Source organism: Burkholderia oklahomensis C6786 (assembly GCF_000959365.1).
GTDB classification, from domain to species: Bacteria; Pseudomonadota; Gammaproteobacteria; order Burkholderiales; family Burkholderiaceae; genus Burkholderia; species Burkholderia oklahomensis.
Map to the genome: position 1 here is coordinate 3802591 of NZ_CP009555.1, position 21067 is coordinate 3823657.

The following is a 21067-nucleotide window of genomic DNA, read 5'->3' on the forward strand; positions in this document are numbered from 1 at the left end:
CGCGCGGAACGGCCGGCTCGGGCCGTCGCGCGACGCTTGATCCGGAGCGCCGTTGAATCCTTCCGCCGCCGTTTTTTCATCCGACGCCGCCCGCGCCGCGAGCGCGTGCCCGGGGCTCGTGCGCATCGTCGCCGCGCGCGACGGCGGCCTGTGCCGGATCAAGCTGCCGGGCGGCGCGCTCGCCGCCGCGCAGGCGCGTGCGGTCGCGGCCGTCGCGCGCGCGTTCGGCTCGGGCGTGATCGAAGCGACCAATCGCGCGAACCTGCAATTGCGCGGCGTGACGGCCGGCAGCGAGGCGCGCGTCAGCCGCGCCCTGATCGATGCGGGGCTCGGGCCGCTGACGGAAGGCTTGCCGGCGGCGTCGCTCGACGCATGCGTCGCCGCGCGCGACGACGTGCGCAACCTGATGCTGAGCCCGACGGCCGGCCGCGATCCGCACGCGCTCATCGACAGCGCCGCGCTCGCGGCCCGCCTCCTCGACATGCTGCAGACGCAGCCGTGCTGCGCCGCGCTGTCGCCGAAATTCTCCGTGCTGCTCGACTGCGGCGAGCGGCTCGCCGCGCTCGATCATCCGCACGACATCTGGCTGTCCGCGCTGCGCGACGCGCAAGGCGCAACGTGGCTCGCGATCGGCCTGGCGGGCTGCCCGCCCGTCGAGGGCGAGCCGGCCGCGCCGCATGCCGGCGCGCTCGCCGCCGTCGCGCCGGCGCAGGCGGTCGAATGCGTGCGCGCGCTCGTGACGGGCTTCGTCGCGCTCGCGCCGGCCGGCGCGACGCGCATGCGTGATCTGCTCGCGACGTGCGCGCCCGATGCATTCCTTTCGCACGCCGAAGCGCGGCTGCCGTTCACGCTGCGGCGCGGCGCGGATCTCGCCGACTGGCGGCGCGCGCGCGCCGATGCGGCGCTGCGTTTCGGCATCCACCCCGAGCGGGACCCGGCGCGCCGCGTCGTCGGCGCGCAGCCGCCGCTCGGCCGGCTCGATGCCGCGACGCTCGAAGCGCTCGCCGCGCTCGCCGATACGCACGGCGACGGCACGCTCCGGATCACGCCGTGGCAAGGCGTGATGCTGCCGGGCGTCGCGTGCGATGCCGCTTGCGACGCCCTCGCGCGCATCGCCGCACTCGGCTTCGTGTGCGACGCGTCGGCGCCGCTCGCGCACGTCGTCGCGTGCGCGGGCTCGACGGGCTGCGCGCGTTCGCCCGCCGACACGAAAGCCGACGCGCACGCGCTCGCCGCGCGGCTTGCCGCGCCCGCCGACGTGCACTTGACCGGCTGCGCGCGCTCGTGCGCATTGCCGCACGCGGCCGCGCACACGCTCGTCGCGACCGCGGCGGGCCGCTACGACCTCTATCGGCGCGACGGCGCGACGGGCTTCGGCCGCGCCGTCGCGCGCCAACTGACGATCGACCAGGCCGCCGCCGCGCTATCGCGCGACGCGCGGCCCATTCAGGATGACATTGATGCTTGACTACCTTCGCGACGGCGACGCGATCTACCGCGAATCGTTCGCGACGATCCGTGCGGAAGCCGATCTGACGGGCGTGCCGCCCGACCTCGAAAAACTCGCGGTGCGCGTGATCCACGCGTGCGGGATGGTCGACATCGTTCGCGACCTGCGGTTTTCCGAGGGCGCGGGCGCGGCGGGCCGCGCGGCGCTGAAAGCCGGCGCGCCGATCCTCTGCGACGCGCGGATGGTCGCCGAAGGCGTCACGCGCGCGCGGCTGCCCGCCGCGAACCCGGTGCTCTGCACGCTCGGCGAGCCCGACGTGCCGCGGCTCGCGCGCGAGATCGGCAACACGCGCTCGGCGGCGGCGCTCGAGCTGTGGCGCCCGCACCTCGCGGGCAGCGTCGTCGCGATCGGCAACGCGCCGACCGCGCTCTTCCATCTGCTCGACATGATCGACGCGGGCGCGCCCCGCCCCGCGCTGATCCTCGGCTTCCCGGTCGGCTTCGTCGGCGCGGCCGAATCGAAGGCGCTCCTCGCGGCCGACAGCCGCGGCGTGCCGTTCGTCGCGGTCGCCGGCCGCCGCGGCGGCAGCGCGATGGTCGCCGCCGCCGTCAACGCGCTCGCTTCGGAGGCCGAATGACGCGCAAGACCGGCCGCCTCTACGGGCTCGGCGTCGGGCCGGGCGACCCCGAGCTCCTGACGCTGAAGGCGCTGCGCGTGCTGCAGGCGGCGCCCGTCGTCGCGTATTTCGTCGCGAAGGGCAAGAAAGGCAACGCGTTCAGCATCGTCGAAGCGCATCTGAGCGACGCGCAAACGCACATGCCGCTCGCCTACCCGGTGACGACCGAAGCGCTGCCGCCGCCGCTCTGCTACGAAACCGTGATCGCGGACTTCTATGACACGGCCGCCGAGCACGTCGCCGCGCATCTCGACGCGGGCCGCGACGTCGCGGTGATCTGCGAAGGCGATCCTTTCTTCTACGGCTCGTACATGTACCTGCACGACCGGCTCGCGCCGCGCTACGACGCCGAAGTCGTGCCGGGCGTGTGCTCGATGCTGGGCGGCGCGGCGGTGCTCGGCGTGCCGCTCGTCTACCGGAATCAGAGCCTATCGGTGCTGTCCGGCGTGCTGCCCGAGGACGCGCTGCGCGAGCGTCTCGCGAAGGCCGATGCGGCCGTCGTGATGAAGCTCGGCCGCAACTTCGACAAGGTGCGCCGCGTGCTCGATCAGCTCGGGCTCGCGCATCGCGCGCGCTACGTCGAGCGCGCGACGATGCAGTCGCAGCGGATCGTGCCGCTCGCGGAAGTCGATCCGATGGCGTCGCCGTATTTTTCGTTGCTCGTCGTGCCGGGGGAAAAATGGCAAGGATGACGACCGCGCCCTCGATCGTGATACTCGGGCCCGGCGCGCTCGAAACCGCGCGCCGGATCCAGGCGCGCCACGACGGCGCGCAGGTGCATGCGCTCGCGGGCCGCGCCGATGCGGATGTTTCGTTCACCGAACTCGGTCCGCATCTGCGCGAGCTGTACGCGCGCGGCGCGCCGATCGTCGCGCTCTTCGCGGCCGGCATCGTGATCCGCTGCGTCGCGCCGTGCCTGGCCGACAAGGGCGCGGAGCCGCCGGTGCTCGCGGTCGCCGAGGACGGCAGCGCGGTCGTGCCGCTGTTGGGCGGGCTCGCGGGCGCGAACGTGCTCGCGCGCGAAATCGCCGACGCGCTCGGCGTCGCGGCAGCGATCACGACGAGCGGCGAGCTGCGCTTCGGCGCATGCGTGCTGAATCCGCCCGACGGCTACGCGCTCGCCGATCTCGACGCGGGCAAGCGCTTCGTGTCCGATCTGCTCGCGGGCGAAAGCACGCGGATCGAAGGCGATGCGCAGTGGCTCGACGACGTCGCGTTGCCGCGCGGATCGCACGCGGCGCGCGCGATCCGCGTGACGCCTTACGCGTCGCGCGGCGATGCGCGCGAATTGCTGATTCATCCGCGAAGCGTCGTCGTGGCGTTCGGCGATGAAGGCCGCGTCGACGATCGCGCGCGGAATGCTTCGGATCACGATGCAATCGCGAACTCGAACGAAAACGCCAACGCTGGCGGAAACGGCGCGATGCCGGACCTGCCGCCGCTCGCCGCGCGCATCGTCGCGCGGCTCGCCGCGCACGATCTCGCGCCGCTCGCGCTCGCGGCCGTCGTCGCGCCCGCGCGTCGCCTCTCCGATCACGCGCTGACCGAAGCGGCGCGCGCGCTGCGCGTGCCGCTGCGTTTCGCCGATACGGACGCACGCGACGCGTCCGGCGTGCTTGACGCCGCCCTCCCCGCGTCGCTCGCGCGGCGCGTCGCCGCGCCGCGCGCGGAGGCGACGCCGCACGATCTCGCGATCGCCGTCTCCGATGCGCCCGTCGATCCCGCAACGCTCGGTGCGGCGCGCGGCCGCCTGACGGTGCTCGGCCTCGGCCCCGGCCGCGCCGACCTGATGACGCCCGCCGCGCGCGCGGCGCTCGCCGACGCGACCGACGTCGTCGGCTACGCGACCTACGTGAACATGGCGGGTCCGTTTCGCGCGGACCAGGCATTGCACGTCTCCGACAATCGCGAAGAATTGCAGCGCGCGCGTCACGCGTTCGAGCTCGCGGCGCAAGGCCGGCGCGTCGCGGTCGTGTCGTCGGGCGACCCCGGCGTGTTCGCGATGGCGGCGGCCGTGCTCGAAGCGCTCGACGGTTCCGACGACGCGCGCTGGGCGGCCGTCGAGCTCGACGTCGTGCCCGGCGTGTCGGCCGCGCTCGCGACGGCCGCCGAGGCCGGCGCGCCGCTCGGCCACGACTTCTGCATGATCTCGCTGTCGGACAACCTGAAGCCGTGGGCGATCATCGAAAAACGCATCGATCACGCGGCGGCCGCCGATCTCGCGCTCGCGTTCTACAACCCGGTCTCGCGCGCGCGGCCCGTGCAGTTCGACCGCGCGCTCGACGTCGTGCGCAGACACCGCGCGCCGGACACGATCGTCGTGCTCGGCCGCGACATCGGCCGCCCCGGCGCGACGCGCGTCACGACGACGCTCGGCGCGCTGTCCGCGCAGCAGGTCGACATGCGCACGATGGTGATCGTCGGCTCGTCGTCGACGCGCCGCGTCGTTCGCGACGGCGCGCGCGAATGGGTGTACACGCCGCGCTGGTATCGCTGATCTCGAAACGAAGCGAAACGATGCGATGCGCGGCATGCGATGCGCCGCGCATCGCGTTTCACTTCACGCACGCGGGGCCGTGCATGAACCGCACGCGTCTCGCGCCGCAGTCGCATCCGCGCGATCAATGAAAGCGATCGTTTCGGATCTCAAATCGAGTCACGCATCAAACCTTGAATCCGAATAATAAAAAGAACGACTAACGATTCCATAATGCGAGCGATTCCTCCATGATGTGCACGCCGAAGCGTCGACCGCCCATCGAGCGCGGCGACGCGACGGTGATATGCAGGCCAGCATATCCACTCATCAACATGGAGAGAACAATGAACTTCAGCATGTTGTCCCGCTTCGTCCCGCGCGCGATCGCGGCGGGCTGTCTGTTCGCGGCGGCGGGCGCGTCGCAGGCGGCGGGCGCCTACGCGCCGTACGTCGACGTGACGCTCTATCCGACGCCGCTCGTCGATCAGATCGGCGTCCAGCAAGGGATCCAGCAATTCATGCTCGCGTTCGTCGTGTCGGGCGGCAACCAGTGCGCGCCGTCGTGGGGCGGCGTGCAGCCGATCGGCAACGGCGCGACGGGCGATCTGCTCAACACGATCGCGACGTCGGTGTCGAACTACCGCGCGAAAGGCGGCGACGTCGCGGTGTCGTTCGGCGGCGCGGCCGGGCTGCCGCTGATGCAGGCGTGCTCGAGCGTGGCCGCGCTGAAGGGCGCGTATCAGACCGTGATCGACACGTACAGCCTGACGCACGTCGACTTCGACATCGAAGGCGCGTCGCAGCAGGATTCGGCGGCCGTCACGCGCAATTTCCAGGCGGTCGCGCAACTGCAGGCCGACTATGCGGCGAAGGGCAAGCCGCTGCACGTGACGCTGACGCTGCCGGCGATGCCGACGGGTCTGGTTCAGGACGGCCTGAACGTGCTGAACGCGGCGCTCGCGAACAACGTGACGCTCGACGCGGTGAACATCATGACGATGGACTACGGCCCCGCCGGCATCGACATGGGCGCGGCCGCGATCAGCGCGGCGCAGGGACTCTATTCGCAGCTCGACACCGCATACAAGTCGGTCGGCAAGCCGCAGACCGACGCGCAGCTCAAGCAGCTCGTCGGCGTCACGCCGATGATCGGCGTGAACGACGTGCAAGGCGAAACGTTCACGCTCGCGAACGCGCAGAGCGTGCAGACGACGGCCGCGAACAACAACTACGGCTTCGTCGGCATCTGGTCGATCACACGCGACAAGGCGTGCGACGGCGGCTCGCAGTACGCGTCGCCGATCTGCTCGGGCGTCGCGCAGCAGCCGTACGCGTTCTCGTCGATCTTCAAGCAGCTGGGCGGCCAGTGGGGCTCGGGCGTGACGCAGGACCCGAACTACGGCGGCGGCTCGGACGGCGGCGGCAAGCCGCAGCCGGGCGCGCCGTGGTCGGCGACGCAGGTTTACACGGCGGGCGCGACGGTCACGTACCAGGGCACGACCTATCAGGCGCAATGGTGGACGCAGGGCGACATTCCGGGTCAGTCGTCGGTGTGGAAGCCGATCGGCGGCAACGCGCCGGCGTGGTCGTCGACGACCGCGTATCCGGCCGGCGCGTGCGTGATGTACCAGGGCGCGAAGTACTGCGCGAAATGGTGGACACAGGGCGACACGCCGAGCGCGGGCGGCGTGTGGGCGAAGTCGTGAAAGTCGTGATGTAGGCCGCGGCGCGCCGCGAGACGGCACGGGTCCGCGCGGGCGAACGCGCGGGCGCGGACCGCCGCCGGATCGCGGCGCTATCGAAGCACCGCAGCATGGCGCCCGCCACCGTTTCGAGCGGATCGTGCGGGCGCCCGCGCCGCGCTTCGCGCTTCGCGACGACGAAACGCAAACGCGCCGTCGCCCACGCAGCGTTCCGCATGCGCGACGCGCGTTGCATCCGCCTGCGGCGCCAACGCGGTGGACGTGTGGGCGACCTTTGCGAGGAGATGCGCGAGCCCGCCGGATTTTTCAGCAGTCGGCGAGAATTTCCGCCTTGCAGGCGGCGAGCGCGGCCGCGTGCGCGTCGCGCGCGACGCGGATCCGCTCGGTCGGACCGGCGATCGATACGCCGTACCACTCGCCGTGCACGGCGAACGCGACCGCGAGCGCCGACAATTCCGGCGCGCTCTCGCCGAAGTTTTCCGCGAAGCCGCGCGCATGCGCGAGCGCCCCCTGCTCGATCAGCGCGGGCAGGCTCGTCACCGTCGCGTCGGTGTACGCGTCGAGCGACAGACGGTGGCCGAGCGTACGCTGCGCGTCGTCCGGCAGCTCGCCGAAGATCGCCTTGCCGATCGAGTTCGCGTGCAGCGGGCGCATGTCGCCCGGCTTTCGCGTATAGCGGATCGCGTGATTCGATTCGACGACGTCCAGATAGACGACCGCCGTGCCGTCGATCTTGCCGAGCACGGCCGTTTCGCCCGTTGCGTCGCGCAGCGCGATCAGATGCGGGCGAGCGATCTCGACGACGGGATCGGTCGCGCCGAGCGCGGCCGCGATCCGCGCGAGACGCGGCGTCGGATAGTAACCGCCGCGCCGGCGCACCTCGTACAGATAGCCGCGATTGACGAGCGTGCGCGCGAGCGCGAGACAGCTCGACATCGGCGCGTCGAGCCGCTGCGCGAGCTCGGTCAGCGACAGCGGGCGCCTGACGGCGGCGAACACCTCGAACAGATCGAGCGTGCGGGAAACGAGTTTGACGTCCATCTCAATCGGGCAAGAAAAGGGGGCGACGGCACACCGGGCGACATCGCAAGAGGCGAGCTCGCGCCGCGCGGCGAAAGCTTCAATAGGATTTCGGCAGACCGAGCACCTTCTCCGCAATGAAGCACAGGATCATCTGCGGGCTGACGGGGGCGACCCGCGGAATCATGCATTCGCGCAGATAGCGCTCGACGTGATACTCCTTCGCATAGCCCATGCCGCCGAGGGTCGCCATCGCGGCCTGGCACGCGCCGAACGCGGCCTCGGCCGCGAGATACTTCGCCGCGTTCGCCTGAGCGCCGCACGGCAGGCCCGCATCGTAGCGCGCGGCCGCCTTCAGCACCATCAGATGCGCGGCCTCGAGCTGCATCCACGCGAGCGCGAGCGGATGCTGAATCGCCTGGTTCCGGCCGATCGGGCGGCCGAACACGATCCGCTCGTTCGCATAGCGCGTCGCGTGCCTGAGCGCCGCCTGGCCGAGCCCGACCGCTTCCGCCGCGATCAGGATCCGCTCGGGGTTGAGCCCGTGCAGCAGATAGCGAAAGCCCTCGCCCTCGTCGCCGATCCGGTCGGCGACCGGCACGCGCAAATCGTCGATGAACAGCAGGTTCGAATCGACCGCGCGGCGGCCCATCTTGTCGATCTCGCGCACGTCGACGCGGCTGCGGTCGAGATCCGCATAGAACAGGCTCAGGCCGTCGGCCGGCTTCGCGACGCGCTCGAGAGGCGTCGTGCGCGCGATGATCAACATCTTGTTGGCGACCTGCGCGGTCGAGATCCAGATCTTGCGGCCGTTCAGCACGTAGTGGTCGCCGTCGCGGACGGCCTGCGTCTTCAGGTGCGTCGTGTCGAGGCCGGCGTCGGGCTCGGTGACGGCGAAACATGCCTTGTCGCGGCCCGCGATCAGCGGCGGCAGGAAGCGCGCCTTCTGCTCGGCGCTGCCGAACACCTGCACCGGATTCAGCCCGAAGATGTTCATGTGGACGGCCGACGCGCCCGACAGCCCCGCGCCCGACGCGCTGATCGCGCGCATCATCAGCGCCGCCTCGGTGATGCCGAGCCCGGCTCCGCCGTACTCGGGCGACATCGCGACGCCGAGCCAGCCGGCATCGGCGAGCGCGCGGTGGAAGTCGTGCGGGAAGCCGCCCGCGCGGTCGCGCTCGAGCCAGTAGTCGTCGTCGAAGTCTGCGCAGATGCGCTCGATCGCGGCTTCGATCGCATGCTGGTCGTCGGTCAGTTCGAAATCCATCGGCATGTCTCCTCGGCTTGCCCGGCGGCGGATCGAGCGGCGGGAATTCGAACGCGCGGCGGCACGAACGCGCGCGGCGGCGCGGCATCGCGCGGCGTGCTCGCTGCGGGCTTCGCCACTTGGCGGGCGCGGATCGACGGCGCTCGCGACGCGGCTCAATGGGCGATGCGTCGAATTCACAAAATTCTTGTGAGAAAATTTATATTCACTCTCAAGAATTTCAGTGTCAAGCTGCATCGACCGGCGATGTCGGCCAAAAACATCGCCGAGCGTCGTTTCGGGCGCGCAAACGCCGGCCGGCAAGCGAGCGGAATATGACGGTCGGACGACGGGGCAAAGCCGCGCGCGTGCAGTATCCTGATGCGCGTCGATCCTTCCGGAGCCGCCATGAAACGCTTGCTGTCGAGCCTTGCCGCGTTCTGCGTCGCGATGTCCGCCGCGCACGCGCAAACCCAGACCTATCATTTCAACGAAGGCGGCACGGCGCCGACGGGCGCGGCCACGCAGCCTGCTCCCGCCGCGGCTCCCGCGCAGGCCCGCACGCACCACGTGAAGCCGCATCGGCATCACCCGCATCGAACGCATCACCGGAAGCATCGCCGCGCACGCAGCTTGCAGAACGACAGCTTCTACTCGCATCCCTGATCCGGCAGCGGCGACGCCGCGCGCGTTCGTTGAAGCGCGCGGCGCCCCGCGATCGATCGCCTCCGTCCGGGCGCGATGCATATCGCCGGCGGATGCGGGGGCCGGCGCGGCGCGCCGCCGCCGCACGAAGGCCGCTCGATATCACCCGCGGGGCAATGCCGCAGGAACTGCCGGCGCGATTGGCCGGAGCGCGCTGCCGGGAACTACGCTGCCCCCATCGAAGATGGATGAGCCATTTGAACCAAACTGCGATCATCGGATCACACGGACCGCTAAAAAATGCAAGGAGTTTCGATGCGGCCTTCCAGCTCAATCTCGCCGCGCAGGTTCGTGATTGCGGCCTTCCTGCAGTTGTCGGTCCTGGCCGGCCCGGCGAATGCCGCTGCGGTACAGAATTTTCTCTATACCAGCTCAGGCGACCTGAAGCAGATCGACGCGATGATCAAGCGGCCGGACATCGCAGGGGTTCAGATCGTATACAACTGGAAAGATCTCGAGAAAAGCAAAGGACAATATGACTTCTCGCGAATCGAGCAAGATTTGCGATATCTGAACGGCTTGAACAGAAAACTGTTTATCCAGATTCAGGATCGATTCTTCGAGCCGCAAGCCCGGAACATCCCGTCTTATCTCCAGCATGATCCGGTTTATGGCGGCGGCATCGTGCCGCAATACGACAACCCCGGCGAAAATCGCCCTATCGGCAATGGCTGGGTCGCGCAGCAGTGGAATCCAGCGGTACAGAAGCGCTATCAGCAACTCCTCGCCGCATTGGCGAAGCAGTTCGACGGTCGCGTCATGGGCATCAATCTGCCGGAGACGGCGATCGATCTCGACATGAAGCGCGATAAGACCGGGTTCAGCTGCGACAGGTATTTCGATGCGACCTTGGGCAATCTCGACTTCGCGAGAAAAGCATTCCGCCAGTCTTACGTCGTTCAATATGTCAATTTCTGGCCGTGCGAGTGGAATAACGACCATCAATACATGTCCCGCCTGTTTTCATTCGCCAGCCAGAACCGGATCGGCCTCGGCGGACCGGACATCGTGCCCGGAAAGAAAGGCCAAATGAAAAACGCATACCCGTTTTTCCACCGGTACAAAGGTAAGCTCGCCTTGGTCGCCATGGCGGTTCAGGAACCGACGTTGACCTATACGAATCCTCGAACCCGCAAACCCTTCACGCGGGACGAGTTCGTCGATTACGCGCAAGACTATCTCGGCGCCGATCTCATCTTCTGGAGCACGAAGTCGCCGTGGCTGAACGGGAAGTGAGCGTCGCGCGCCGGAAAGACGCGATGTCGCTCCGGCGCGCGACGCCGTGTCTGCCGATCGGCTGCATTCGAGGATGCTTGCTCCAACGATGAAATCGGCATCTCGGGCGACCGTTCAGCTGGCGACGCCGCGGATTCTCGACGAATCCCGGCTGCCCCCGGCTCGATCGGATCAAGCCGCCCGCGCGGCTGACGTCCAATTGCGACGAATTCGACGCAGCGCCGATCTCAGCCGGACGGCGGTCGGCCGACCGTGTCGCGACGGAAAATCCGGCCTGTCGCATCATCCGGATGAATCGGGCGAAGACCGCGGCGGCGGCCTCGTCGGACTTCGTCGATCCGCGCGCGAATCGGCACCATGCGGCGTTCCTTCCGTTACGCGAGGCCCGCTGCCGCAAGCCGCGCCTCCAGCCACCGGCGCAGCGCGTCGACCTCCTCCCCGCAAACCGAATGCGGCATCGGATACGCACTCCAGTCGACGGCGCATCCTCTCGCGCGCGCGAAATCGCGGGCAGCCTCGCCGAGCCCGATCGGCAGGATGTCGTCGTCGGTGCCGTGCGCGGCGAAGATCGGCGTGCGGCGATTCGCGTCGGCGAGCCGTTCGTCGATGAAGCGCGGCGACGGAATGTAGCCGGACAGCACGATCAGCCCGGCGAGCGCATCCGGATGCGTGAGGCCCGCCGAATAAGCCATCGCGCCGCCCTGCGAGAAGCCCGCGACGAAGATTCGCGACGTCGGAACGCCGCGCCGGTTCTGCTCGTCGATCAGGCGGCGCACGGTCGCGCACGACGCGTCGATCCCCGCTTCGTCGACCTCCCGGTTCACGCCCTCGAACGACAGGATGTCGTACCACGCGCGCATCACGTAGCCGTTGTTCGCGGTGACCGCGATCTCGGGCGCGTTCGGGAACACGAAGCGCACCGCGGGGCCGCCCGCGATCCGCAATTCCGGGACGAGCGGCACGAAGTCGTGCGCGTCGGCGCCGAGGCCGTGCATCAGGATCACCGCAAACGCGGGGTTGGGTCCGGTTTCGATTTCGATCGTCGGCTGGTCGTCGAGCATGCTGGTCAGCTCCGCGAAGTTGGATGGGGAAAATGGATCGATGATCGCATATCGCGGCGGCGGTCGACCGCCCGCGCCCGGCATGGGGAGTTGCATCGATGCCGGGCGGGGCGTGGGTCGCCGATGCCAGGACGGGCAGTCGGCGTTGCGGGGACGACATGCGGTGCGGGCTCGGTGGCGTACGCGTTCCTCGCGCTCCGCAGTCAGGCCAGGCCCTGTCGTGCCGCGCCGTGGGCATCGTCGCCGCTCGGTATCTCCTGATATCGCCTGATATCGCTCGGTGCCGCTCGATTTTGCCGCGCTGCGGTCTCCGATCGCTCGCGAAGGCCGCACGTGCGCGCCATGGCCGGGCCGGCGCGCATCCCATCCGTCACGCGCGCGCGAGTTCGTCCGGCGCGACGAGCGCCGCGCCCCACGCATGCGCGAGCCGCTCGCAGCGGCCGAGCCTGACGGGCGCATCGTCGAAGTCGACGACGACGATCCGATCGACGTGCGCGGGCCGCGCCGGCGCCTCGTTCGTTCGCCCGTCCGACAGCACCCACAGCCAGCGCGGCTGCTGCGGACGCCGGCGCGCGGCGCGCGCGAGCAGCCGCGCGGCGGCGTCGATTCCTTGCGCGAGCGGCGTGCCGCCGCCTCCGCCGACGGGCGCGAGCCAGCGCTCGTTCCACCAGCGCGGCACGGCCGGACCGAAGCGCACGTCGGCCGAGCCGCCGCCGAAGCAGACGAGCGCCGCATCGGCGCGCTCGCGCGCGATGCGGTCGAAGAGCGCGACGACGAGCCCCTTCGCACGCGCGAGCCGCCCGGCCGTCAGCATCGACGCCGAGCAGTCGAGCACGAAGCAATGCAGCGCGACGGGCGCGCCGGTCCGCGGCCGGTACCGCAGATGATCGGCGCGCAGCGCGTCGCCGCGCTTCGCCGCGAGCGTCGCGCGCCACGCGACGCGCGTGCCGGGGCGGCCCCGCGCATCGCTCGCGTCGTCCGCGCGCATGCCTGCCTCGAGCCATCGAAATCCGCTGCCCGGCGCGTTCGCGGCGGCAGCGGCGGCATCCGTCCGATGGCTCAGCGTTTTTTTAGCGGCAGCGGAATCACGCCTTTGACGGGCGTCATGCCGGCAGGCTCGGGCGGCAGATAGCCCCAGTCGCTGCCGTCGTCGGCCGATGTGCGCCGGACGCCGTCGTTCGGCGTGCCGCGGTTGCCGGCCGCGCCTTCCTCGGCCTCGGGCGACGCGGGCGATCGCGCGCGCGCGGGCCCGGCGGCGCCTGCGTGCCGCGCATCGTCACCCGTGGGCGGCGGCGCGTCCCGATGCGCCCGATCGGTCGCGGCATCGCCCGCGGAGTCGTCCGTCGGCGCGCGTCGTTCGGGCCCGGCGCCCGCCGGCGCATCGGGCCGCGTGCGCCGATGGCGCAGCACGTCGGCCGCGACGCGCTCGACGTGCGCCGCATCGACGATCGTCGCGCCTTCGAGCGCCGCCAGCGCCCGCGCCGCGCGCAGCATCACGAGGTCGCCGCGCAGGCCGTCGACTTCCGCGTCGATGCAAAGCGCGCTGACGCGCGCGTGCGCGGCGTCGTCGAACGCGAGCGCCGGCAGCGCGGCGCGCGCCGTGCGAATTTGCGCGACGAGCGCCGCCTGCGCGTCGCGGTATTGCGCGCGGAACGCATGCGGGTCGAGATCGAACGCGAGCCGCGCCTTGACGATCCGCTGCCGCGTCGCCGCTTCGTAGCAGTTCGCGAGCTCGACCATCAGTCCGAAGCGGTCTAGCAGTTGCGGCCGCAGTTCGCCCTCTTCCGGATTCATCGTGCCGACGAGCGCGAAGCGCGCCGCGTGGCTGTGCGAGATGCCGTCGCGCTCGACCGTGTTGACGCCGCTCGCGGCCGCGTCGAGCAGCGCGTCGACGAGCGCGTCCGGCAGCAGGTTGATCTCGTCGACGTACAGCACGCCCAGATGCGCGCGCGCGATGAGGCCGGGCGAGAAGCGCACTGCGTTGTCGGCGAGCGCGCTCGCGAGGTCGAGCGAGCCTGTCACCTGCTCGTCGGTCGCCGACAGCGGCAGCGTGACGAAGCGCCCTTCGGGCAGGAGCTCGGCGAGCGCGCGCGCGGCGGTCGACTTCGCGGTGCCGCGCGGGCCGCTGACGAGCACGCCGCCCAGGCCCGGATCGACGGCGACGAGGAGCAGCGCTCGTTGCAGCGCGTCCTGGCCGATCAGCGCGGTAAACGGATATGCGGCCGGCAGCGCGCGGTCGCCGGATGCGGCGTCCGTCGCCGCGCAGGCTTCGTTCGTTTTGTTCACTTGGCTTCCCATGAAGATGACGTTGCATCGCATGCGTGGCGCGCGACGTTCGACTCGACCGCGCGATTCGCGTTGCTCGCGCCGTCGCGGACGCGCTCGCCCGACGGCGATTGCGCGCCGCGCGCGCACGTCGCGCCGCGCTCGACGCCGGCATCGTTCACGGCGTTCTCGGCAAGCGCCGATTGCGCCGCGCGCTCGCCGCGCCTCGAATCGTCCGCGTCGCTGTCGCTGCGGCGGCCGATCGCTTTTCCTTCGCTCATCGCTGCATTTCCCGTTTCTCGCACGAGTTTCTCGCACGGCGGCGATTGCGCGCCGTCAACGCCCGTCGCGCCATTCGCAACGTCGTCGCCATTCGCGCCGTTCGGGGCGCGCACCGCTTGGCGTCGAGCACTCGACGTTCGTCGATCCGTCCGGGCGATCTACGCGGTATCCGCCGACCGTTGTTCCTTCGCTCACTGCCGCACGCCCAATTCGATTCCTGATGGCGACGGCATCGCACCCGCCGCGCCGTTCGCCACACCCGGTTCGTCCATCCCGCGCATCGACTGCGCCGCGCTTCCGCCATCATTCAAGCCGTTCGTCCGGCGCGCGGCGCGCCCGGCTGCGATCGCCCGATCGCTCATCGCCGCGCCCCTTCGAGATGCTGTTCGCTCTCGAGCAGATAGCCTTCGATCGCGTCGCGGTGCGCGCCCGGCTCCCGCCACAAGCCGCGCTGCATCGCCTCGACGAGCCGCTCGCAGATCCCGTGCAGCGCGTGCGGATTGTGCCGTTCGAGGAACGCTCGGGTGTCGGGGTCGTGCAGGTACGCGTCGGTGACGAGCGCATATTGATGATCGGCGATCACGCGCGCGGTCGCGTCGTAGCCGTACAGATAGTCGACGGTCGCCGCGATCTCCGCCGCGCCCTTGTAGCCGTGCCGCTTCACGCCGTCGATCCATTTCGGATTGACGACCCGCGAGCGGATCACGCGCGCGATCTCCTCGCGCAGCGTGTTCATCCGCGGCGCGGCCGGATTGCTGTGGTCGCCGTGATAGAGGCTCGGCTGCCGGCCCGACGCGTGGCGGACCGCGGCCGCCATCCCGCCGTGAAACTGGTAGTAGTCGTTCGAATCGAGGATGTCGTGCTCGCGGTTGTCCTGGTTCTGCACGACGGCGTCGATCGTCGCGAGGCGCGCGCCGAACGCGTCGTGCGCGGCTTCGCCCGCGCTGTTCTGCGCATACGCGTAACCGCCCCAGGTGCGGTACACGTGCGCGAGATCGGCGTCGGTCTGCCAGTGGCGGCCGTCGATCAGCGCCTGCAGCCCCGCGCCGTAGCCGCCCGGCCGTGCGCCGAACACGCGCCAGCCCGCGCGCCGGCGCGCCTCGTCGGCCGGCACGCCGCGCGCGGCGAGCGCGTCCGCCTCGCGCCGCACGCGCGCGCGGACGGGGTTCAGGTGCTCGGGCTCGTCGAGCTCGGCGACGGCCTGCACCGCCGCGTCGAACAGATGCATCACGTTCGCGAACGCGTCGCGAAAGAAGCCCGACACGCGCAGCGTCACGTCGATCCGCGGCCGGTCGAAGATCTCGATCGGGAGGATCTCGAAATCGGTCACGCGGTGGCTGCCGGGCGCCCATTTCGGCCGCACGCCGAGGAGCGCGAGCGCTTGCGCGATGTCGTCGCCGCCCGTGCGCATCGTCGCTGTCCCCCATACCGACAGGCCGACCGCGCGCGGGTAGTCGCCGTGCTCCTGCAGATGGCGCTCGATCAACTGCTGCGCCGATTTGAGGCCGATCGTCCATGCGGCCTGCGTCGGCACCGCGCGCGTGTCGACCGAATAGAAGTTGCGGCCCGTCGGCAGCACGTCCGGCCGGCCGCGCGACGGAGAGCCGCTCGGCCCCGGCGGCACGAAGCGGCCTTCGAGGCCGCGCCGCAACTGGCGCAGCTCTTCGTCGCCGCACGCGTCGAGGCGCGGCAGCACGTCGCGCGCGATGCGCTCGAGCACCGCGTGCGCGTGCGGCCAATGGGCGGCGGCGCGGGCGAGATCGACGGACGTCGATGCATCGGGCCGCGTCGCCGCATCCGGCGTCTCGGCCTCGCGCGTCGCGCCGCTCGCGGGTGCGGCGCCTGCGGTGGATTCGCCCCGCGCGGCTCGCGTGGACTGTCGCGGCCCGGCCTGCGGCTCGACGCTTGCCGCGACTTCGCCGTCCACTGTCGTCAGGCGCCGCGCCGCGGGGTCGAGCGCCGTTCCGTCGAACGACGCCCGATCGGCCGGCGGTCGGCCCGCTGCGCGGATGTCGCGACGCATCGCGCCGGCAGCCGTGCCGCTTTGCGACGCACGGCCGTGCGCGGGCGCGGGCGCATCGCGCAGCGCTTCCGCGGAAGCCGCGCCGTTCACATCCGGCACCCGGCGCGACGCCTCGCTCGCGAGCGCGCCGTTCGCTCCGTGCGCATCGGCTGCGAATTCGCCGCCGTCGCGCGCGTCATGCGCGGAAAGAGACGCTTCGTCGCCGTGAGCGTCCGCGTCGCCGCCCTCCCCGCACACCCGCTCGATCAACCGGCCCGCGAGCAGCTCGAGCCGCTCGCGCGTATCGCCCGCATGCCGCCACGGCTCGCCGCTGACCGCGCGGAGCGCGTCGGGCCGCGGCCCCGTCCACGGCGCGGCCCAGTCGGACGCGAGCGGATCGAAGTCGTCGCCGAGCGCGAGATCGCGCGCGAGCGCGCCGATCAGCCCCGCGTGCCCGCCGCGTCCGTCGCCCGCCGGAAAGCGCGCGAGCGCGACGAGCGTGTCGCGCCGCTGCCGGCCGCGCGGCGAGCTGCCGAACGTGTGCAGCCCGTCGCGGATCTGCGCCTCCTTCAGCTCGCAGAGCCACGCGTCGACGCGCGTGAGCAGCGCATCCTCGGCGTCGCGGCCGTCGGGCCGCGCGATGCTCAGCTCTTCGTGCAGCCGGTGCTCGACGATCGTCGCGAGGATCGTCTCGCGCAGCACCTTCGCGCGCCGCGCGTCGACCATCAGCGCGTCGTAGTATTCGTCGACCTGCCGCTCGAGGTCCTGCAGCGGCCCGTAGTTTTCCGCGCGCGTGAGGGGCGGCATCAGGTGGTCGACGATCACCGCCTGCGCGCGCCGCTTCGCCTGGCTGCCCTCGCCCGGATCGTTGACGATGAACGGATACAGGTGCGGCATCGGTCCGAGGATCAGGTCCGGCCAGCACGCGTCCGACAGCGCGACGCTCTTGCCCGGCAGCCATTCGAGATTGCCGTGCTTGCCGACGTGGACGATCGCGTCGATGCCGAATGCGTCGCGCAGCCAGAAGTAGAACGCGAGATACGCGTGCGGCGGCACGAGATCGGCGTCGTGATAGTTCGCGTAGTCGTCGCCGCCGCGCGAGCGCGACGGCTGCACGCCGACGAACACGCGGCCCGCGCGCCAGCCGGCGATCGCAAAGCGCCGCTGCCGCAGCGTCGGGTCCGCTTCGGGCGGCCCCCAGCGCTCGTTCAGCGCGCGGCGCACCGCGTCCGGCAATTGCGCGAAGCGGCGCAGATAATCGTCGAGCGGATAGCTCTGGAACGCCGGGCGCAGCGCGCGCGTCGACGGATCGTTCGTCACGCCTTCGGTGATCCGCGCGAGCAGCGCGTCGCCGTCTCCGGGCAGCTCGGCGACGCGGTAGCCTTCGTCGCGCAGCATCGCGAGCACCGCGAGCACCGACGCCGGCGTGTCGAGCCCGACGCCGTTGCCGATCCGTCCTTCGCTCGCCGGATAGTTCGCGAGCACGAGCGCGACGCGCTTCTCGGCATTGTCGAGCGTGCGCAGCCGGCACCAGCGGCGGCTCAGCTCGGCGACGAACGCGATCCGCTCGTCGTCCGGCTGGTAGCGGACGACGTCGACCTCGGTGTGCGGGCAGCGGTACGCGAGCCCCTTGAAGCTCACCGCGCGCGTGACGATCCGGCCGTCGACCTCGGGCAGCGCGACGTGCATCGCGATGTCGCGCGCGTTCAGGCCGTGCGGATCGGCGAGCCACGCGTCGCGGTTGCCGCCCGACAGGATCACCTGCAGCACCGGCGCGTCGCCAGCGAGCGCCTCCGGCTCGGCAGCGCCCGGCGCGCCCGCGGCGAACGCGGTCGTGTTCAGCACGAGGGCGACATTCGCATCGGCGCACAGCGTGTCGACGACCGCGCGGCTCATCGCGTCCTTGAGCGACGTCACCGCGATCGGCAGCGGATTGAGCCCGACGCGCGCGAGCGCGTCGGCGAGCGCGTCGAACACCGCGGTGTTCGCGGCCTGCCAGTGCGCCTTGTAGAACAGGATCGCGACGACGGGCGCGCTCTCGCGCCAGCGTGCGCGCCAGTCGTCGAGACTCGGGCTCGCTTGCGCCGGATGATAGAGCGCGGCGGCGGGCAGCGGGCGCGGCGGCTCGGGCTCGTCGCCGACGCCGAGCGCGTGATGCGCGATGCTGCGCAGCAGCCCCTCGGCGTTCGCGGGCCCGCCCTCGCGCAGATAGCGCCACCACAGCCGGCACAGCTCGGGCGCGACGGTGCTCTTCGCGATCAGGTTCGGATCTTCCTGCAAGTCGCCCGAGAACATCGCGAGCCTTTGGCCCGTGCGGTCCGCGAGCGCGATCGCCTGCTCGATCCCGTACGGCCAGTACGTCTCGCCGCCGAGATGGTCGATCACGACGACGCGCGCGTGGCGCAGCACGTCGTCGATATAGAAATCGACCGATGCCGGCTGCCGCAGGAACGTCACGTTCGCGAGCCGCACGCTCGGGAAGCCGCCGCCGAGCTTCGGCACGACGCTCGCGAGCAGCGACAGCGTCGTGTCGGCCGAGCTCAGGATGACGATATCGGCCGGACGCTGGTCGATCCGGACGACGCCCGCCGTATCGTCGACGAAACCGCCCGGCGTCGTGCGCAACAGATGCATCGCTCTATGCCGCCTTTCGCAACGTCACGCGGCCTGCGCGCGGGCCGCGAGCGCCGCGTCGAACGCGCGCTGCAGCACCGCTGCGTCGAGGTCCTCGCCGATCAGCACGAAGCGGCTCACGTCCGCCTCGCCGTCGCGCCGGCGGCGGTCGAAATAGCTGTCGAAGCGCCGCCCGACGCCTTGGACGACGAGCCGCATCGGCGCGCCGGGCAGCGCGGCGAAGCCCTTCACGCGATAGATCGTGTGCGCCTCGACGAGCGCCGCGAGCACGTCGAGCGCGGCCTCGCGCGAGCCCACGCGCGCCTCGACGACGACCGAATCGAACTCGTCGTGATGATGATCGGGATCGTCGGCCGAGCCGTGGTGATCGTGGCGCAGATGGATCGTCTCCTCGGATGCGGCATTCAGGCCGAGCAGCGCCGCGAGATCGAGCTCGCCGCGCTGCGCGCGCACGATCTTCACCTGCGGCGGGATCTCTTCGCGGATCGCCGTCTCGACTCGCGCGAGCGCGCCGTCGTCGAGCAGATCGGTCTTGTTGACGATCACGAGATCGGCGGACGACAGCTGATCGGCGAACAGCGCGTGCAGCGGCGATTCGTGATCGAGGTTCGGGTCGGCGCGGCGCTGCGCGTCGACGGCAACCGGATTCTCGGCGAACTGGCCGAGCGCCGTGGCCGGCCCGTCGACGACGGTCAGCACCGCATCGACCGTGAAGCTGTTCTTGATCGACGGCCAGTTGAACGCCTGCACGAGCGGCTTCGGCAGCGCGAGGCCGGACGTCTCGATCAGCACGTGGTCGATGTCCGCGCGGCGCTCGACGAGCTTTTCCATCACCGGATAGAACTCTTCCTGCACGGTGCAGCACAGGCACCCGTTCGCGAGCTCGTAGAGCTGGCCGTCGGCTTCGCGGCCCGCGTCGTCGCAGCCGATCCCGCAGCCCTTGAGGATCTCGCCGTCGATGCCGAGCTCGCCGAACTCATTGACGATCACGACGATCCGGCGGCCGCCCGCGTTCTGGAGAATGTGGCGCAAGAGCGTCGTTTTGCCGCTGCCGAGGAAGCCCGTGACGATCGTCACGGGGATTTTGCGCATTTGCATGGGTATTCCGTTGGTCGGTGTCGGGTCAATGGAGAAGCGCTCGCGGATGCGCGCGGCTCATGCGGAAATCGTCACGTCGATGTCGTCGTAGCGCTTGATCCGGTAGATGAGCGCCGACACGGCCCAGCTCGCGACGAACAGCCCCATCACGAAGTAGCCGAGGATGCCGAAATGCTCGGCCGCCATCGCGGCGACATCCCACAGGCCGCCCTTGAGCGCGAGCTTGTCGCCGATCAGCGCGAGCGCCTCGATTCCGCCGATCACGACCGCGACGAGCACCGACACGAACGTGATCGTCATGTTGTAGTAGATCTTGCGGATCGGCCGCACGAACGCCCAGCGGTACGCGCCCATCATCATGATGCCGTCCGTCGTGTCGACGAGCGTCATCCCCGCGGTGAAGAGGACCGGCAGCGCCATCACGGACCAGAACGACAGGCCGCCGTGCGCCTGCGTCGCCGAGATGCCGAAGAGCGCGATCTCGGTCGCGGTGTCGAACCCGAGGCCGAACAGAAAGCCGATCGGATAAAGATGCCAGCTGCGCGACACGATCGCGAACAGCGGCCGGAAGATCCGCGCGAAGAAGCCGCGCCGGTTGAGCAGGATGTCGAGATCCTGCTCGACGAGCGGCTCGCCGCGCCGCACCGCGCGGAACGTCCGGTACACGGAGATCAGGATCAGCAGGTTCGCGAACGCGAGCACGAGCAGGAAGAACGCCGACACGCTCGTGCCGATCACGCCGCCCCATGCCTTCATCCCTTCGAAGCGCGCGGCGAGCGTCGCCGCCGTCAGCGCGACCGCGACCGTCATCAGGATCACGACCGTCGAATGGCCGAGCGAGAAGAAGAGCCCCGCGCCGAGCGGGTTCTTGCGCTCGTGCATCAGCTTGCGCGTGACGTTGTCGATCGCGGCGATGTGGTCGGCGTCGACCGCGTGGCGCAGCCCGAACGTATAGGCGAGGAGCGCGGTGCCGAGCAGCACCGGCTGGCCGTGGAACGCGGCGAACGCCCAGACCCACGCGCCGACGTTGAACGCGATCAGCAGCGCGTAGATGCCGGCGATCTTGCTGCGGAGCTCGGCGGGACTGTCGTTGAAGAGACGGAGAAACGATCTGAGCATGGCGCTCCCTTTGCGAACGGTCGACAAACAAGAAGAATGCCAACACGCGCGACATCGCGCGCGATGCTCGTGCTGCCCGCCCGGCCCGCCG

18 protein-coding genes are annotated in these 21067 nt (G+C 70.5%); 9 read left to right on the forward strand and 9 right to left on the reverse strand.

What is annotated here, in order from left to right; all coding sequences use genetic code 11:
* The first annotated feature begins 52 nt into the window (after positions 1-52).
* From cobG to cobJ, 4 genes are read left to right on the forward strand one after another with little or no spacing between them, the layout of a single operon-like run.
* Positions 53-1468: a precorrin-3B synthase gene (gene cobG, locus BG90_RS16950; RefSeq protein ID WP_045568240.1), complete on the forward strand. Its 1416-nt coding sequence runs from the start codon at positions 53-55 to the stop codon at positions 1466-1468.
* A complete protein-coding gene (locus tag BG90_RS16955; RefSeq protein ID WP_010115411.1) occupies positions 1461-2087 on the forward strand; it encodes a precorrin-8X methylmutase in 627 nt (208 codons plus the stop codon). Before cobG ends, BG90_RS16955 begins: the two co-directional genes overlap by 8 nt.
* Positions 2084-2818, forward strand: coding sequence for a precorrin-2 C(20)-methyltransferase (locus BG90_RS16960; protein ID WP_010115413.1), 735 nt, complete (start codon positions 2084-2086; stop codon positions 2816-2818). The genes BG90_RS16955 and BG90_RS16960 overlap by 4 nt, the downstream gene beginning before the upstream one ends.
* Positions 2815-4623, forward strand: coding sequence for a precorrin-3B C(17)-methyltransferase (gene cobJ, locus BG90_RS16965; RefSeq protein ID WP_045568241.1), 1809 nt, complete (start codon positions 2815-2817; stop codon positions 4621-4623). The genes BG90_RS16960 and cobJ overlap by 4 nt, the downstream gene beginning before the upstream one ends.
* Before the next feature lie 199 nt (positions 4624-4822).
* Here the strand turns inward: cobJ and BG90_RS36785 are convergent, their stop codons facing one another.
* Positions 4823-4963, reverse strand: a complete 141-nt coding sequence (locus BG90_RS36785; protein WP_010115422.1) for a hypothetical protein — start codon at positions 4961-4963, stop codon at positions 4823-4825.
* Here BG90_RS36785 and BG90_RS16970 point away from each other — a divergent pair.
* Entirely contained in the window at positions 4950-6311 is a 1362-nt protein-coding gene (locus BG90_RS16970) for a chitinase (protein ID WP_010103660.1), read from the forward strand. The genes BG90_RS36785 and BG90_RS16970 overlap by 14 nt on opposite strands.
* 303 nt (positions 6312-6614) lie before the next feature.
* Here the strand turns inward: BG90_RS16970 and BG90_RS16975 are convergent, their stop codons facing one another.
* Positions 6615-7349: an IclR family transcriptional regulator gene (locus tag BG90_RS16975; RefSeq protein WP_010103665.1), complete on the reverse strand. Its 735-nt coding sequence runs from the start codon at positions 7347-7349 to the stop codon at positions 6615-6617.
* 79 nt (positions 7350-7428) lie between these two features.
* On the reverse strand, positions 7429-8595 hold the full coding sequence (locus tag BG90_RS16980) for an acyl-CoA dehydrogenase family protein (protein WP_010115423.1): 1167 nt from the start codon (positions 8593-8595) through the stop codon (positions 7429-7431).
* Between BG90_RS16980 and BG90_RS35240 the strand changes: the two genes are divergently transcribed.
* The 3 genes from BG90_RS35240 (at position 8566) to BG90_RS16990 (ending at position 10515) form a co-directional block, all read left to right on the forward strand.
* Positions 8566-8913 carry a hypothetical protein gene (locus BG90_RS35240; RefSeq protein WP_124072269.1) on the forward strand — a complete coding sequence of 116 codons (348 nt, stop codon included), beginning with the start codon at positions 8566-8568 and terminating at the stop codon, positions 8911-8913. The two genes, BG90_RS16980 and BG90_RS35240, sit on opposite strands and share 30 nt — an antisense overlap.
* A gap of 69 nt (positions 8914-8982) precedes the next feature.
* Positions 8983-9240: a hypothetical protein gene (locus tag BG90_RS16985; protein WP_010103668.1), complete on the forward strand. Its 258-nt coding sequence runs from the start codon at positions 8983-8985 to the stop codon at positions 9238-9240.
* A 294-nt stretch (positions 9241-9534) separates the two neighbouring features.
* Positions 9535-10515, forward strand: coding sequence for a hypothetical protein (locus BG90_RS16990; RefSeq protein ID WP_038801958.1), 981 nt, complete (start codon positions 9535-9537; stop codon positions 10513-10515).
* Positions 10516-10889: 374 nt separating this feature from the next.
* Here the strand turns inward: BG90_RS16990 and BG90_RS16995 are convergent, their stop codons facing one another.
* The 3 genes from BG90_RS16995 to BG90_RS17005 all read right to left on the reverse strand — a co-directional run bounded on the left by BG90_RS16995 (position 10890) and on the right by BG90_RS17005 (position 13862).
* On the reverse strand, positions 10890-11576 hold the full coding sequence (locus BG90_RS16995; protein ID WP_025989810.1) for an alpha/beta hydrolase: 687 nt from the start codon (positions 11574-11576) through the stop codon (positions 10890-10892).
* A gap of 370 nt (positions 11577-11946) precedes the next feature.
* Positions 11947-12564: a vWA domain-containing protein gene (locus tag BG90_RS17000; RefSeq protein WP_038802613.1), complete on the reverse strand. Its 618-nt coding sequence runs from the start codon at positions 12562-12564 to the stop codon at positions 11947-11949.
* A 71-nt stretch (positions 12565-12635) separates the two neighbouring features.
* A complete protein-coding gene (locus BG90_RS17005) occupies positions 12636-13862 on the reverse strand; it encodes a magnesium chelatase ATPase subunit I (RefSeq protein WP_045568242.1) in 1227 nt (408 codons plus the stop codon).
* A 35-nt stretch (positions 13863-13897) separates the two neighbouring features.
* Here BG90_RS17005 and BG90_RS36175 point away from each other — a divergent pair, with 35 nt between their 5' ends.
* Entirely contained in the window at positions 13898-14344 is a 447-nt protein-coding gene (locus BG90_RS36175) for a hypothetical protein (RefSeq protein WP_157135690.1), read from the forward strand.
* Positions 14345-14481: 137 nt separating this feature from the next.
* Here BG90_RS36175 and cobN read toward each other — a convergent pair whose 3' ends face one another.
* The 3 genes from cobN to BG90_RS17030 are packed head-to-tail and all read right to left on the reverse strand — an operon-like array spanning position 14482 to position 20976.
* Positions 14482-18759, reverse strand: a complete 4278-nt coding sequence (gene cobN / locus BG90_RS33105; protein ID WP_082094614.1) for a cobaltochelatase subunit CobN — start codon at positions 18757-18759, stop codon at positions 14482-14484.
* Positions 18760-18783: 24 nt separating this feature from the next.
* A complete protein-coding gene (gene cobW / locus BG90_RS17025; protein ID WP_010115441.1) occupies positions 18784-19857 on the reverse strand; it encodes a cobalamin biosynthesis protein CobW in 1074 nt (357 codons plus the stop codon).
* 57 nt (positions 19858-19914) lie between these two features.
* Positions 19915-20976 carry a HoxN/HupN/NixA family nickel/cobalt transporter gene (locus tag BG90_RS17030; protein ID WP_010115443.1) on the reverse strand — a complete coding sequence of 354 codons (1062 nt, stop codon included), beginning with the start codon at positions 20974-20976 and terminating at the stop codon, positions 19915-19917.
* Positions 20977-21067 lie beyond the last annotated feature (91 nt).